This window comes from Streptomyces sp. NPDC002499 (assembly GCF_053595415.1).
Genome location: NZ_JBSFXO010000015.1, coordinates 294,923 through 309,465, shown reverse-complemented (window position 1 = coordinate 309,465; position 14,543 = coordinate 294,923). Strand labels below are relative to the sequence as shown.

12 protein-coding genes are annotated in these 14,543 nt (G+C 70.9%); 8 read left to right on the top strand and 4 right to left on the bottom strand.

The genetic code is table 11. The features are described from left to right. The first annotated feature begins 102 nt into the window (after nt 1-102). Nucleotides 103-765 carry an RNA polymerase sigma factor gene (locus ACWD5F_RS38360; RefSeq protein ID WP_451260896.1) on the top strand — a complete coding sequence of 221 codons (663 nt, stop codon included), beginning with the start codon at nt 103-105 and terminating at the stop codon, nt 763-765. Then, a complete protein-coding gene (locus ACWD5F_RS38355) occupies nt 765-1,850 on the top strand; it encodes a hypothetical protein (protein WP_451260895.1) in 1,086 nt (361 codons plus the stop codon). Before ACWD5F_RS38360 ends, ACWD5F_RS38355 begins: the two co-directional genes overlap by 1 nt. 203 nt (nt 1,851-2,053) lie before the next feature. Here ACWD5F_RS38355 and ACWD5F_RS38350 read toward each other — a convergent pair whose 3' ends face one another. Then, nucleotides 2,054-2,911, bottom strand: coding sequence for a L,D-transpeptidase family protein (locus ACWD5F_RS38350; RefSeq protein ID WP_451260894.1), 858 nt, complete (start codon nt 2,909-2,911; stop codon nt 2,054-2,056). A 140-nt stretch (nt 2,912-3,051) separates the two neighbouring features. Here ACWD5F_RS38350 and ACWD5F_RS38345 point away from each other — a divergent pair, with 140 nt between their 5' ends. Together ACWD5F_RS38345 and leuE are read left to right on the top strand one after the other, a co-directional pair. Then, entirely contained in the window at nt 3,052-3,633 is a 582-nt protein-coding gene (locus tag ACWD5F_RS38345; RefSeq protein WP_451260893.1) for a Uma2 family endonuclease, read from the top strand. A gap of 30 nt (nt 3,634-3,663) precedes the next feature. Further along, a complete protein-coding gene (gene leuE, locus ACWD5F_RS38340) occupies nt 3,664-4,314 on the top strand; it encodes a leucine efflux protein LeuE (protein ID WP_451260892.1) in 651 nt (216 codons plus the stop codon). Nucleotides 4,315-4,354: 40 nt separating this feature from the next. On the opposite strand, the gene ACWD5F_RS38335 is transcribed toward leuE, so the two are convergent. Continuing rightward, nucleotides 4,355-5,818, bottom strand: coding sequence for an FAD-dependent monooxygenase (locus ACWD5F_RS38335; protein ID WP_451260891.1), 1,464 nt, complete (start codon nt 5,816-5,818; stop codon nt 4,355-4,357). Nucleotides 5,819-5,897: 79 nt separating this feature from the next. Between ACWD5F_RS38335 and ACWD5F_RS38330 the strand changes: the two genes are divergently transcribed. After that, entirely contained in the window at nt 5,898-6,551 is a 654-nt protein-coding gene (locus ACWD5F_RS38330) for a TetR/AcrR family transcriptional regulator (protein ID WP_451260890.1), read from the top strand. Between the two features lie 55 nt (nt 6,552-6,606). Here ACWD5F_RS38330 and ACWD5F_RS38325 read toward each other — a convergent pair whose 3' ends face one another. Further along, complete coding sequence (locus ACWD5F_RS38325; RefSeq protein WP_451260959.1) at nt 6,607-7,698, bottom strand: acyltransferase family protein; 1,092 nt, start codon at nt 7,696-7,698, stop codon at nt 6,607-6,609. Nucleotides 7,699-7,904: 206 nt separating this feature from the next. Here ACWD5F_RS38325 and ACWD5F_RS38320 point away from each other — a divergent pair, with 206 nt between their 5' ends. The 3 genes from ACWD5F_RS38320 to ACWD5F_RS38310 are packed head-to-tail and all read left to right on the top strand — an operon-like array spanning nt 7,905 to nt 13,419. Continuing rightward, a complete protein-coding gene (locus ACWD5F_RS38320; RefSeq protein ID WP_451260889.1) occupies nt 7,905-9,371 on the top strand; it encodes a glycosyltransferase family 29 protein in 1,467 nt (488 codons plus the stop codon). Then, entirely contained in the window at nt 9,368-11,701 is a 2,334-nt protein-coding gene (locus ACWD5F_RS38315) for a glycosyltransferase (protein ID WP_451260888.1), read from the top strand. Before ACWD5F_RS38320 ends, ACWD5F_RS38315 begins: the two co-directional genes overlap by 4 nt. Before the next feature lie 26 nt (nt 11,702-11,727). Next, nucleotides 11,728-13,419, top strand: a complete 1,692-nt coding sequence (locus tag ACWD5F_RS38310) for a hypothetical protein (RefSeq protein WP_451260887.1) — start codon at nt 11,728-11,730, stop codon at nt 13,417-13,419. 50 nt (nt 13,420-13,469) lie between these two features. Here ACWD5F_RS38310 and ACWD5F_RS38305 read toward each other — a convergent pair whose 3' ends face one another. Beyond that, nucleotides 13,470-14,462 carry a hypothetical protein gene (locus ACWD5F_RS38305; RefSeq protein WP_451260886.1) on the bottom strand — a complete coding sequence of 331 codons (993 nt, stop codon included), beginning with the start codon at nt 14,460-14,462 and terminating at the stop codon, nt 13,470-13,472. Between the last annotated feature and the right edge of the window lie 81 nt (nt 14,463-14,543).

The following is a 14,543-nucleotide window of genomic DNA, read 5'->3' as shown; positions in this document are numbered from 1 at the left end:
ATGGACGAGCAGCGGTTTCAGGTCGTAACGTGCCTTTCGCGCCGGGCGCGGATGTCGAACAATCGCCGCAACCATCGGCAGACCATCGATCGAGGACTACGGGTGCTGGGGGACGACGCGGAGCTGACCGCCGCGGTGCTTTCGGCACAGGACGGGAACGAGACCGCGTTCCGGACTGTGTACCGAGCGGTGCACCCGCGGCTGCTCGGGTACGTCCGGACGCTGGTCGGCGACCCGGACGCGGAGGACGTCGCGTCCGAGGCCTGGCTGCAGATAGCCCGCGACCTGGAACGGTTCAGCGGCGACGCGGACCGCTTCCGCGGCTGGGCCGCCCGGATAGCGCGCAACCGCGCCCTGGACCACATCCGCATGCGCGGCCGCCGCCCGGCCATAGGCGGCGACGAAACGGAACTCACCGGCAGGGCCGCCGAGTCCGACACCGCGGGCGAGGCCATCGAGGCGCTGGCCACCGACCGCACCCTCTCGCTGATCGCCCGGCTCCCGCAGGACCAGGCCGAGGCCGTCGTACTGCGCGTGGTGGTGGGCCTCGACGCCAAGACCGCGGCCGAGACGCTCGGCAAGCGACCGGGGGCCGTTCGCACGGCGGCGCACCGGGGTCTGAAACGCCTGGCAGAGTTGCTCGCCGACGATACGGAATCCGCGGGTGCGCTCGACGCGATGCCGCACCAGCGAGAACCCGAAGACCGTGCGGTGACGTCCGCGAGTGTGACGCATACGCGTCCGCGGACGCAGAAGGACATGTGATGGCCGACGAGCAGTACAGGTGGCTGGACCCCGAAACAGCGGAGACGCTGCTGCGCGGAGAGCCACTGGACGCTGTCGACGCCACCGCCCGGGACGAGGCCGAACGGCTCGCCAAAACGCTCGACGCGCTCTCCTCCGACGTCATCCGGGCCGGGGCCGACGTCATCCGGCCCGGACCCGAACTCCCGGGCGAGGCCGCCGCGTTGGCCGCCTTCCGCACCGCGCGCGCCGACCGGTCCGGTGCGGCCGCGGTCGGCCCGCCCACCCGCGGCCGGTCCTCCGACGCCGGGCTCGTGCGGATCGGCGGCCCCGGCCCGGGCGCCCGCCCCTCCCGCTGGCAGCCCGTGCGCTTCGGGCTGACCGCCGTGCTGGCCCTCGGCATGGCCGGCGGGGTCGCGGTCGCGGCCACCTCCGGAATCCTGCCGACGCCGTTCGGCGACGGCCCCCGGCCCGTGTCCTCCGTCACGGCGGCCGTGTCGCCGGACCGGTCGCACGCGTCGCCGAAGGGCCTGCAGCCCGGCCGGCCCACACCCGACGGACCCACCGGCGGCCCCACCGCCTCGGACCCGACGGGTCCCGGCGCCACGGTCGCGCCCGGCTCCGAGGACCACGCCGAGGGCAAGGACGACGGCCGGTGGAGCGGTGGCCCCGCGGCCTGCCGTGATCTGCGGGACGGCAAGAAGCTGAACGCCGAGCGCAGACGGGCCCTGGTGCACGCGGCGGGCGGCGTCGGCGGCGGCCGCGTGTGGCGGTACTGCAAGAACGCGCTCGGGGACGCCGGGTCCACCGCCAAGGACAGCGACGACAAGGGCAAGGGCGACGGCAAGGGCGACGGCAAGAACGAGATCGGTCCCGGCGGACAGTACGGCCCGGGAGGCCAGAGCGATCAGGGTGGCAAGGGCGATGACCAGGGCGGTGCCGACGACGGCAACGGCATGGCGCCCGGCGGTGGCGGACAGGCCGGCGGAACCGGACAGACCACGGGAACCGGCGGCTCGGGCGCCCTCCGGCCCCTGGTGCCGACGCGGCTGACGACGCCCGCCGCACCGACTCCGGCGCCGGAGCCGACGTACAGCGCTCTGTAAAGCTCTGACCTGCGGGTTTCGGATCTTCTGGCGCGGGGTGTGACGTTTTCGGCCGGGATGGCGCAGTACTGAATGAGCCGACTGGTCATCGGCCGACGCACAGAGCCGGGGTTCCCCCCGTACCTACGGCTCGTGCAACTCGGCGCGGGCGGGACACGTTCCCCCGGTCCCGTCCGCGCCCCGCACACCTCATGCCGCGCGTCTCACCAGTACACGACGACCTTGTCGCCGTTGCGTACCTGCGCGTACAGACTCGCGATCGCCGCCTCGTCGCGGACGTTGACGCACCCGTGCGAACCGCCCGCGTAGCCGCGGGCCGAGAAGTCGTACGAGTAGTGCACGGCCTGGCCGCCGCTGAAGAACATCGCGTACGGCATCGGGGAGTCGTACAGCGTCGAGTAGTGGTCGCGGGACTTCCAGTAGACGTGGAAGACGCCGTCCCGGGTGGGCGTGCCGTCCGCGCCGAAGCGGACCGCCATCGTCGACACCGTGCGCCCGTCGATCATCCAGCGCAGGGTCCGGCTGGTCTTGTCGATGCACAGCACCCGGCCGGTCAGACACCGCGGATCGGGCGCGCCGGCGGGCTGGCCGCCCATCAGATACAGGTCCCACTTCCCCGGCTCGTGCGTCATCCTCACCAGCCGCTGCCAGGTGACGGTGTCCGTCTCGCCCGTCCTCGGCAGCCCGCGCTTGCCCTGGAAGCCCTTGACCGCCCGCTCCGTCAGATCGTCGTACGACCCCGTCGGCCCGTCGAACAGCCACTGCACCTGATGCAACCTGGCCTGCAACTCCCGCACATCACGTCCGCTGTCCCCACGGGACCACAGCACGGCGGGCGCGGGCCCGGACTGTTCGGAGGGTTCGGCGGAACGGGAGGGGGATGCACTCGACTTGCCGTCGGCCCCGGCGGAGCCGTCGTCCGACGTCGTCGTCGGGGGAGCGCTGCTCGGCAGCGAGATGTGCACGGGCGAGTTCCCCTTGCCGTCCGCGCCCTGCACGGTGCAGCCGTACACGGCCGCCAGGGCCACGAGTGCCGCCGTCGTGACGATCGTTCTCCCCATGCCCCGTAGTCTGCCCCCGGGCGGGGGGTCGCGAACAGGGGGCTCTGACCTGCGGAATTCCTTCGTTCGGGTGATCGAAGGCGGAAGGCGCACGGCGCCGGTTACGCTCGTGGAGAGTGGCCCCCGAAAAGGAGGATGCCGTGGCTGTACTGCAACACGAGCTGACGTTGAGCGAAGCCGCCGACCTGCTCTCCCGTGCACTGCCTGGGCACCGCGTGGAGATTCTCCAGGGGAGGCTCACTGTGACACCGCCGCCGGACGGCTCGCATGCACTGGCGTTGACGAAGCTGGGCAGGGCTTTCGACCGAGCCGGGATCGTGGAGGCTGGGCACGAGTACGTCCAGGGCATCGGCCTCTGGCTGCCCACGCTGCCCGCCGACTTCGCGATCCCCGACTTCTCCGTCGTCGACGAGGACTTCCGGGACGCACACGTCCAGAAGAACTGCTACGCCCCGAACGTCTTCCGCCTGGTCGCCGAGATCACCTCGTCGAACTGGTCCGACGACCTCGGCCCCAAGGTCGAGTGCTACGCCGAGGCCGGCATCCCCGTCTACATCGTGGCCGACCGCAAGCACGACGAGATCCTGCTCTACAAGGATCCGGTCAACGGCAAGTACCCGGCCCCCGAGCGCTACAAGCGGGGCCAGACCGTCCCCGTCCCTGAGTCCGTCGGTGTCGCTCTCGACCTCTCCGTGGACACCCTCCTGGACGGCGACGACTGACTGTCGTACCCGCATGCGACACTCGTCTGCATGTTCGGTGTCATCGACCTTCCCACCTATCTGGCGGGCCTCGTCCTGATCGTGCTGCTGCCCGGTCCCAACTCGCTCTACGTTCTCTCGGTCGCCGCCCGCAAAGGTGTCCGGGCCGGGTACACCGCCGCTGCCGGGGTGTGGTGCGGGGACACCGTGCTGATGACCCTCTCCGCGGCCGGGGTCGCCTCGCTGTTGCAGGCGAACGCCGTGCTGTTCGGGATCGTGAAGTACGCGGGGGCCGGCTATCTGACCTGGCTCGCCATCGGGATGCTGCGGACCGCGTGGGCGATGTGGCGGACCCGGCGGGAGCGGGCCGTCGAGGAGGCGCCCGTCGCCGCGGCCGACGAGCGGCCCTATCGGCGGGCCTTCGTCGTCAGCCTCTTCAACCCCAAGGCGATCCTGTTCTTCGTCGCCTTCTTCGTGCAGTTCGTCGACCCGGGATACGCCTACCCGGCCGTGTCCTTCGTTGTCCTCGGCACCCTGGCCCAGATCGCCAGCTTCCTCTACCTCAGCGCGCTGATATTCAGCGGCACCAAGCTGGCCGCCGCCTTCCGTCGCCGCAGGCGGCTCTCGGCGACGGCGACTTCGGCGGCGGGCGCGCTGTTCCTCGGCTTCGCGGTGAAGCTGTCGCTGGCCGGCGGGGTCTAGGCGGGCGCAGGGGGCTGCGGCGCGTACGCGTACGTCGCCGTCACGGGCGTTCACCGAAGCCCGTGAGGTACTCCCGCAGTCCGGTGGCCGACGTGCCCGCCCAGCCGACGTAGCCGTCCGGTCGGACCAGGAACAGGCCCGGGCCGTACGTCTCCTCGGCGGGCGCGTGCACCACCCGTACCGTCTCCGGGAGTGCCGAGGGCACGTCCGCGTCAAGGTCCGCGCCGAGCGCCAGCAGGGTCCAGTGCGGGCCCTGGAGGGCGTCGAAGAGCCGCGTGCCCGCCACCGTCACGTCCGGCGCCCGGTCGCCCGCGCGCACCCGCTCCGGGGCCGTCCGGGTGTCCACCGTCAGCGACGACTCCCGGTAGCCGAGCCCCAGTTGGCGTGTCGCCTTCCCGCGCTTCACCTCACCCCGGTGGACGCCCGTCGACAGGCCCAGCACCTGGGCGGCGATGGGGCGCCGCTCCTCCTCGTACGTGTCGAGCAGTTCCTCCGGCGCGCCCCCGCGCAGCACCGCGCCCAGCTTCCAGCCCAGGTTGTAGGCGTCCTGGACGCTGGTGTTGAGGCCCTGGCCGCCGGCCGGGGAGTGGACGTGCGCCGCGTCGCCGGCGAGGAAGACCCGTCCGGCGCGGAAGCGGTCGGCCAGGGCGGCGCGCGGCTGGAAGTTCGAGGACCAGCGCAGTTCCGTCACGTCCTCGGGGGCGAGGTGGGAGCGGGCGGCGACGACCTTGCGGACGCCGTCCAGTGAGGTGTCGACCGCCGTGCCCTCGGGGAACTGGGCGACGACCTGGAAGTCCTCCGTACCGGCGAGCGGGCAGATCGCGAGGAAGCCCTCGCCGTCGCCGTGCGGCGGGAAGACGTGCCAGTGATCCCGGCCCAGGCCGGCGATCCTGACGTCCGCCACCAGCATCGGGTTCGGGTCCACGGTCTCCCCGTCCATGCCGATCCCGAGCCCCCTGCGTACCGCCGAGCGGCCCCCGTCGGCCGCCACCACGTACCGCGCGCGGACGGGGTCGCCGGCGGCGAAGCGGACGGTCACGCCGTCGCCCGGCCGGCCCGGGGACTCGTCGAGCGAGACGACCTCCCGCCCGAACTCCACCCGTCCGCCCAGCTCCGTCAGCCGCGCGAACAGGAGCTCCTGCGTCCGCCACTGCGGGACCATCCACGGGCCGGTGAACCGCGTGTTCTCCTCGGCGTCCTCGGCCGGGTCCATCATCCGGTGCTCGCCGACCTGCTTCCCGTCCTGCCAGATCATCCCGACCGGGTACTCGGCACCGGCCGCGAGGATCCCGTCCAGCACACCGAGGTCCTCGAAGACCTCCATCGTGCGCGGCTGGATGCCCTTGCCGCGCGAGCCGCGGGCCAGTCCCTCGCCGCGCTCCACGACCAGCGCGTCCACCCCGCGCCGGGCGAGGTCGATGCCGAGGGCCAGACCGGTCGGGCCCGCGCCCACGATCAGTACATCCACCGCTGCCATGTCCGCCGCCAACTCGTCGGCACTCATGATCCATCTCCTTAACGCTGTTAAGTTCCGTTGCCCGCAAGAGTGCCCTTAACGCCGTTAAGCTGTCAAGCTGTCAGGCGTGAGTACGGAACGACGCGTGCCCCTCGACCGCAAGCGGGTCGCGGACACCGCCCTGAAGCTGCTGAACGAGGCCGGTCTGGAGGGCCTGACCCTGCGTGCCATCGCCAGGGAACTGGACGTCAAGGCGCCCGCCCTGTACTGGCACTTCAAGGACAAGCAGGCGCTGCTGGACGAGATGGCGACCGAGATGTACCGGCGGATGGTCGCGGGGGCGGTCCTGGATCCCGCGGACACCTGGCAGGAGCGGCTGCTCAAGGCCAACCGCGGACTGCGCGCCGCCCTGCTCGGCTACCGCGACGGCGCGCGGGTCTTCAGCGGCTCGCACTTCACCGGCTCCGACCACGGCCGGGAGATGGAGGCGAACCTGCGGCTGTTCACGGCCGCCGGCTTCACCCTCACCGAGGCGGTCCGCGCGGCGACCACGCTGAACGCGTACACGATCGGCTTCGTCACCGAGGAGCAGGGCGTCAAGCCGCTCCCCGACGAACGGCGCGAGGGCTTCGACGTCGAGGAACGGGCCCGGCTGCTGGCCGAGTTCCCGCTCTCGGCCGCGGTCGGCGCGGAGATCTTCGAGGGCTACGACCGGCAGTTCGAGGAGGGCCTGCAACTGATCCTCGCGGGAATCGAGGCCCGCTACCGCCCCTCGGGCTGAGCCGCGTCACCGGCCGCCCGCACGCCCGTACCGCCGCCCCTCGTGCCACGCCCCCTCACGCCGACGCCAGCACCCGCTTCAACCGGGGGCCGAACGGGCGCTCCACGAAGCGGTGGATGAGCCAGGCCAGGCCCAGCAGGCCCGACACCGTGAAGGTGAGCGTGAGGTGCGCGGGCAGGCCCAGGACGCCGTGCAGGGCGTGGATGACCGGCCAGCCCAGGTGCTCGTGGACCAGGTAGAAGGGGTACGTCAGGGCGCCCGCCGTGGTCAGCCAGGGCCAGTTCGCCCAGCCGAGGCGGCCCAGCGCGATCGCCGCGACCGCCACGAAGCCCAGCGTCACCACCAGGACGATGCCGAACACCGTGCGATGGGTGAACGCGTCCGTGCTCGCCGGCCGCCACAGCGCCGCCACCGCCTCGTGCTGCCCGATCAGCCAGCCCACGGCCACCACCGACCACGCGTAGACGTCCCGCCGGTCGCGGTGGACCAGGTAGAGGCCGACGCCTCCGACGAAGAACGGCGCGTACTCGGGCATCACGACGAGGTCGAGCAGCGGCTCGTGCGCACCCCGGGCGATCGCCGCCGCCGCCATCCAGCCCGCGCAGAACAGCAGCACCCGGCGGCGATTCGCCCCCGGCACCACGACCAGCAGCGCGAACAGCGCGTAGAAGCGGACCTCCGCCCACAGCGTCCAGCACACCCCGAGCACCCGGTCCACCCCCAGGGGTTGCTGAAGCATCGTCAGGTTGACCAGCGCGTCGCTCGGCGAGACCGCCTCATAGGCGACGACCGGAAGTGCGAACACAGCCGTCACGAGTACGATGGCCGCCCAATAGGCGGGCAGCAGTCGCGCGGCACGGGATGCGAAGAAGGATTTCACCGGCCGTCCCCACCCGCTCATGCAGATCACGAACCCGCTGATCACGAAGAAGACCTGCACACCGAGACAGCCGTACGCGAAATACGAATGCAACGTGGGGAACTGGTCGCGTGGGGAACTTCCCCATGCGCGGGCCACCTCGCCGTCGCGGCCGCCGTAGTGGTAGCCCGCCACCATCAGGGCGGCGAGCAGCCGCAGTCCGTCCAGCGACCGCAGCCGGGGCTCCGGGGTCTTGACCTCGGATTCAGCGGGCGATCTTTCCGTCAGGAGCTCCCTATGGGGGAGTCGGCGCCAATAGTCCGAATCGTGGCGAAAGCTTGGTTGACGGGCCAACGATTCGTCCTCCGGATTCCATCAGTTCACCTGAACGTCGCTTTTGCTTCCTAATTTTTCCAGCATCCCCCTACGCCGTGGTAAACCCGGCGAACGACTCAGTTTTCACTGCATTGGCTTGGCAAATACCCAGGAGCGCCATGACGAGGGTCCAGAACAGACGCGCACGTGTACACGGAGGGGAGCTGGACGACTGCCTGCGCGCCTGTGCCGCGCACAGCGGGAAGCTCGTCGGCAGCATCGACCGCAAGCGCGTCGAACTCGCCGAACAGCTGCGCAAGCTGCTCGTCGTGTGGGGCACCACCTCCGTGGCGGCCCCCGCGCCCGCACCCGCCGGTGGCGCCACCGCGCTGCTCAAGCGGGCCGTCAAGGGCGCCACGGCACCGGCGGGCGGCATCCCCAACGAGCTGCTCGACGCCCTGCTCGCCGTGGCCAACAAGGCACTTGAGGCCGGTTACGACGACGAGCTCAACCTCGCCCTGGTCATCAGCGACACCGTCCTGGCCCAGCGCAAGAACTCCCGCGCCGGCTGGCGTCTGCGCGCCCGTCTGCTGGAGGCGATCGGCGACGAGACCGAGGCCCTGGAGGCGTACGAGAAGTACCTCGGGCTCACCGACGACGACGGCTTCGGCGTCCGCAACCGGATCGCCGGTCTGCGGCTGGCCGGGCAGAAGGAGCGCGAGCTGATCGCCCTCCTGAAGCGGCAGAGCCCGCGCGCCGAGGAGTTCACCCGCCGCCCCGCCACCGACGTGTGGGCCGAGGGCCTGGCCGCGCAGGCCGTCGGCGACTGGACCGAGGCCGAACCCCGGCTGGTGGGAGCGCTCCTGACGCTGACCGCCGAGGACGCCCCGGTCAACGACCGCCAGGAGCTGCTCAGTCAGTACCTGGACCTGCGGCTGACCGCCCCCGGCGTCGACCTGCCCGCGCTCACCGAGGCCCTCGCTCTCTACGCCGAGCAGCGCCGCACCCGGATGCGCGGCCCGGTCGCCGACCCGACCGTCGGCGGCGTGGAGTGGATCAGCCTCGGCGAGTTCCGCAACCTGATCGCCGGCAAGTCGATCGCGCTGATCGCCAACTCCGGCCGGGTGGGCGCCAGTTCGATGGGCGCCGAGATCGACGCGTACGACCTGGTCGTGCGCTTCAACTCGTACAGGATCGACCCGAAGAACACCGGCAGCAGGACGGACATCCACGCCACGATCCACAAGCACGGCTTCAACTGGGAGAAGCAGGTCGCCACGCGCCTGGTCTTCGGCGGTATCTCCGGCGACTGGAAGTACTCGCTGCGCAACCGCCTGGTGCCCGGCGCCCAGACCTACCTCGGCGACGAGTCGCTGCGCTGGCCGGTGCGGAACATCGGCAGGCTGAGCGCGGACGTCTGGTCGGGCATCCCGACCACCGGCTACAACATGCTGTACCTGCTGGACTTCCTCGACGTCAGCCCGACGCTCGACCTGATCGGGTTCGACTTCTACGAGAGCGGTGCCTACCGCGTCCAGGAAGCGATGAAGCTCGCCATCACCTCCGTGCACGAGTACACCAGCGAGAAGGCATGGGTCATGGAGCGGGCCCAGAGCGTGACCGACATGAGGATATCCCTGCGATGACCACGACCTCCCTGACCGGGGCCCCCGCCGTCGCGGCCCCGTCGACCGACGCGGCCGCCCTGACCGGCAAGCGGCGCATCGCCTTCGCGAGCTTCGTCGACGAGAACTACCTGCCCGGCTTCCTCGTCCTGCTGCGCAGCCTCGCGCTGTCCAACCCGAGCGTGTGCGAGGACTTCGTCGTCCTCTACGACGACCTGAAGCCCGGCTCGATCGCCAAGATCCGCGCCCTGCACCCGCGCATCGTGATGCGGCGCGTCGACGCCGACCACTACGACTCGTACCAGAAGGGCGACCAGGACAACTACCTGGTCCGCAAGGCGTACTTCATCCTGGACGTCTTCAAGATCCGCGAGTACGACACCGTCATCACGCTCGACACGGACATGGTCGTCCTGAGCAGCCTGAGCGAACTGCTCGAGCTGCGCGAGGGGTTGGCGGCCGTCCCGCAGTTCTTCTACGGGCAGCACAAGCTCAACTCCGGTCTGCTGGTGATCCAGAAGGAGTACCTGAGCGACGAGTTCTGCGCCCGCCTGGACCGCTGCGGCCGCGCCGGCGACTACGAGCTGGACAAGCACGACCAGGGCATCCTCAACTCGGTCCTGAACGGCGACTTCGTCCGCCTCGACCCGCGCTACAACTTCGTCAAGCGGCGGCTGTCCGGCGACCTCCCGGTCCCCGACGACACCGCGATCCTGCACTTCACCGGGCGCCACAAGCCCTGGCAGGGCGGCGAGGCCGGCTACAGCCAGGCGGAGGAGCGCTGGCGCGAGTTCGAGCTGACCGACGCCGAGTTCCACGCCGCGTACATGGAGGCCGCCGGCGGTCTGCACCACGACCTGCTCGTGCACTACGGCACCCCGCACGTCGCCCGCACCGGCGATGTCGAGGTCGCCCGCAAGGTCGCCGCAGCGCACATAGGCAACGGCGACTACCAGGACGCCGTCGACGTCCTGTCCAGCGTCCACATCCCGCTGGACGAGGCCTGGCCGCACGAGGTCTTCGGCCACGCCCTGATGAGCGTCTCCCGGTACGAGGAGGCCAAGGCCCAGCTGCTGCTGGCCACCGCCGCCCCCAACCGGGCCGCCACCTCCTACGCCCGGCTCGCCCAGATGGCCTGGGTGCACGGCGACAACGCCGACGCGCTGAAGTACGCCACGGCCGGCATCGCCGTCGACCCGACCCACCGTTCCAGCCGGCTGTGGGCGCAGCGCGCGGCCTCCGTGCCGGCCCAGGAACAGGGCGCGCCCGAGGACCAGTTGGCGCACGTCGCGTTCTACATGGACCGCCAGGGCAACGCGGGCGACAAACTCCTTCCGGAGAGCGTCCGTTCGGCCTTCGGCCCGGACACCACCTCCCGCCGCTGGCATTCCGTGCATGCCCACCGCCTGTTCGACAAGGCGGCCCTGGAGCGCGTCAACCGGCGCCGGGGTCTGGTCATCGGCGGCGGCGGCCTGTTCATCCCGGACACCATGCCCAACGGCAACAGCGCCTGGCAGTGGAACGTCCCGGACGAGCAACTCGCCGCCATCGACGTGCCGATCGCCGTCTTCGCCGTCGGCTTCAACGCCTTCGACGGCCAGTCCTACCGGGCCAACCGCTTCCGCGACTCACTCCGCCTCCTGGTCGAGAAGTCGAGCTTCTTCGGCCTGCGCAACCACGGCTCGATCGAGAAGGTCCGGGCGATGGTCCCGGCCCATCTGCACGACAAGATCCGCTTCCAGCCGTGCCCGACGACGGTCACGCGCCAGCTGGTACCGGGCTGGCAGGACCCGGCCAAGCGCGACGACACCATCCTGATCAACGCGGCCTACGACCGCGCGGGTCTGCGCTTCGGCCACGACTACGCCTACTTCCTGGCCCAAATGGCCAAGGCGGTAAAGGACTTGGGCGAGCTCGCCGAGGTCCGGTGCGTGGCCCACTCGCTCGACGACGAGAAGATCGTCTTCGACCTGCGCCGCGAGCACGGCATCTCGATGCCCGTCATCCCGATGTACGACTTCGAGAACAAGGAGATCCTCGATCTCTACGCCCGCACCAAGCTGGTGATCGGCATGCGCGGCCACGCGGGCATGATCCCGTTCGGCGTCGGCACGCCCATCATCAGCCTGATCTCGCACCCGAAGATGGCGTACTTCCTGCGGGACATCGAGCGCCCCGAGTGGGGCGTCTCCGTCCACGACCGCCACCTCGCGGCCCGCCTGGTGGAACGCTCCCGGGACCTCCTCGCCGACCACGCCAAGACGGTCGCCGACGTCCACGGCCGCCAGCAGGAACTGTGGAAGGCCACGGAGGCGAACGCCGCGGACCTGCGGGTCATTCTGGGCGGCTGAGCGTGCCCGATGTCCTCGTAGAGGATGTGGACGACGCTCCCGCGACCTTTGGGTCGCGGGAGCGTCGTCGCTCGGCGTTGTGGTGGCCGCTGGTCGCCCTCCCGTCGGTGGCGGCCGTCGTGTACGCCGTGCTCACCCGACGGCTCACCGGTGACCTCCAGTACGCTCTCGGCGCCCTGCGCACGGGCGGCAAGGCCGGCTACTCACCCTCTGAGGTCTTCACCCACCGACCCTTCTTCTACCGCTGGTTCATCGCGGGCCTCGACCGCCCGACCTCCGGGACCACGACCGCCCGCGAGGCCCTGATCGCGGCGGAGGGCGTCCTGCTCGCCGCCGCGGCCGCCTATGCCCTCCACTCGGCGCTGCTGCGCCGGGTCACCGCTCGCGAGGCCGCCCTCACGGCGGGAGCCGTCGGCCTCGCGCTGGCCCTGGCTCCCAGAAACGACTTCCTTCAGGCGGAGTGGGCGGCCGTGGTCCTGACGGTCGTGGCCGTCGCCGCCGCACTCGGCCCGACCCGGCCCTGGCCGGCGGCCCTGCTCGCCGCCCCGCCGCTCGCCCTCGCGGTGTTGATGAAGTACTCGACCGCCACCACGGCCGTGATCGGCGTACTGCTCGTGTACGCCGTCGACCGCGGCCGCGCCGTACGGCTCGCGCTCGTCGCGGTGCTCGCGGCGCTCACCCTGTTCGGGCTGAGCCTGCTCGCGGGGTCGCACGAGTGGCAGTGGGTCCAGGACATGCCGGCGACCAACCAGTCCACCCTCGGCCGGACCGCCGTCCACCCGCTCTTCCTCCTCGAACGCTCCGTCGACTACCTCGCCGACCGGTCCGTGGTCAGCCCGGTGCTCCTGCTCGCCCCCGGAGCGCTGCTGCTGGTGCTCACCCGGGTCCGCGGGCGGCGCCGGCGCACCGAACTGGCCCTGGTGGCCCTGGCCGTCGGCCTCTGCGCCCTGGTGGCCGTGGTCGTGCAGGGCAACTGGTTCCTCTACCACGGCGCCCCGATGCCGGTCCTCGCCGCCGCGGCCTGGGGCCTCGCCGTGGGCGGTGCGCGCCGCTCGCCACCCTGGTTCTTCGGCGCCGCCTCACTGCTGTACGGCGCGCTGCCCGTGCTCTACACGGCGGCACCCAAGGGCGACCAACGGTCGTACGTCCTCTGGGCGTTGGGCTTCCTCGCGCTGTTGGCGGCACTGGTGGACGTGGCGCGCGAGCGCGGCCGGACCGCTTCCCGAAGCTCCCGTCACCGCTCCGCGGTCGTGGTGGCCCTGGCCGGTGTCGTCTGCCTGGCCGGGTGCGTGTGGCCCGGCTCCCCGCACCTGGTGTCGAAGGGCAAGGTCACCATGACCAGCGCCGAGTACCTGCGCGAGGCGCGGCGGACGGAGAAGGAGGCAGACGGGATCAGGGCCGAGATGTCCGCCGACGCGCCTGTGCTCTACCTCGCCTTCGGCAACACGGCGTACTACGTCGACCACCCCGCCCAGTGCCGCTACCCGGTCGCCACGTTCCTCCAGCGCACCCGCCTCATCCCGGACATCGTCGAGCGGCCCTCCTACAAGGAGAACGCCGCCTGCATCGACCACGACCCGGCCCCGTACGCCGTCCTGGACCCGGCCTGGTTCCGGCCCACGAAGATCGCGCCGGAACTCTGGCGGCGTATCACGGCCGAGTACGACTGTCCGTCCGTGCGGGGCGAGACGCGTCTGCTGCTGTGCCGACGCAGATGAAGGCCACCGCGCGGACGCGGTGACCTTCAGGACGGCGGGTCGCCGGGCCGTCAGTGGCGTACCGCCTTGCGGACCAGCCGCCGCAGCCGCGACAACGGAGACCGGCGAGGAGCCTTGCGCTCCCCCTCGGCGGCCTTCCGTAGCTGTTCGAAGTGGTCCGCCCGCGTTCGGCTCAGGTACTCGTCCGACGTCAGTGGCTTCGCGATCGACCAGGCGCGCTTGTGCTGGCCGTCGTAGTGGGCGACGTACGCCTTCGCCAGTTCCAGGACGGACTTGAAGGGGATGCCGTCGGTGTGGTCGCGGTCGATGCGGTCCTGGACGGCGGTGATGAGGGCGAGTTTCTCGTCGACCGTGTAGTCGTCCTCCGAGATGCGCTTCAGCACGTCCGCCGGGATCGGCTTCGTGACCTCGAAGGCGAGGGTGGAGCGGATCGGGGGGCCGGCGATCTCGATGTAGGGGAGCAGTGCGCCGGTGCTGTGGTGGAGCCACGGCAGGCGCGGGCCCGCGAAGTCCTGGTGAAGGACGATCGAGCCGGGCTCGAGGCGGGTCAGGAAGCGTTCCGAGACGCAGCGGAAGACCCGGGCCGTCTTGGCGATGTCGATGTGCAGGAACTCGACGGGGGTCGTGTCGTCCGGGTCGGAGGTCTGCCAGAGGTCACCGGCGTGGATCTCCAGGAACGGCAGGAAGGGTTCGAGGCGGCCACGGAAGTCGTCGAGGAACGAGTTGTCGTCCTCCGGCTTGTGGCCCGACGTGAAGAACTTCTCCGACGCGAACGTGCCCTTGCCGACCCGGAAGAAGTCGTACGCGTGCAGGCGTCCCGTCTTCTCGTCGAAGGCGGGGTTCTCCCGCAGGCCCATCGCGAGCGCGTACGTCGACCCGCCGCCGCCGGACCCGAGTTCGACGATCCGGCCTTTGCCCGAGAGTTCGTGGCGCCCCACGAGGTACAGGAACTGCAGTTCCCAAGCACTCACCTGGGTGTACGGCAGATCGTCCGGAAGGGTGACGCTGTCGAACTTCGAGTAGAGCCGGCCGAGCTTGGTCATGGAATGCCTCACGGAGGAGAATCGATGGGGGCGGCTCCCGAGATCCTATGGACCTGGGAGCCGCATCACCGTGAATTCACA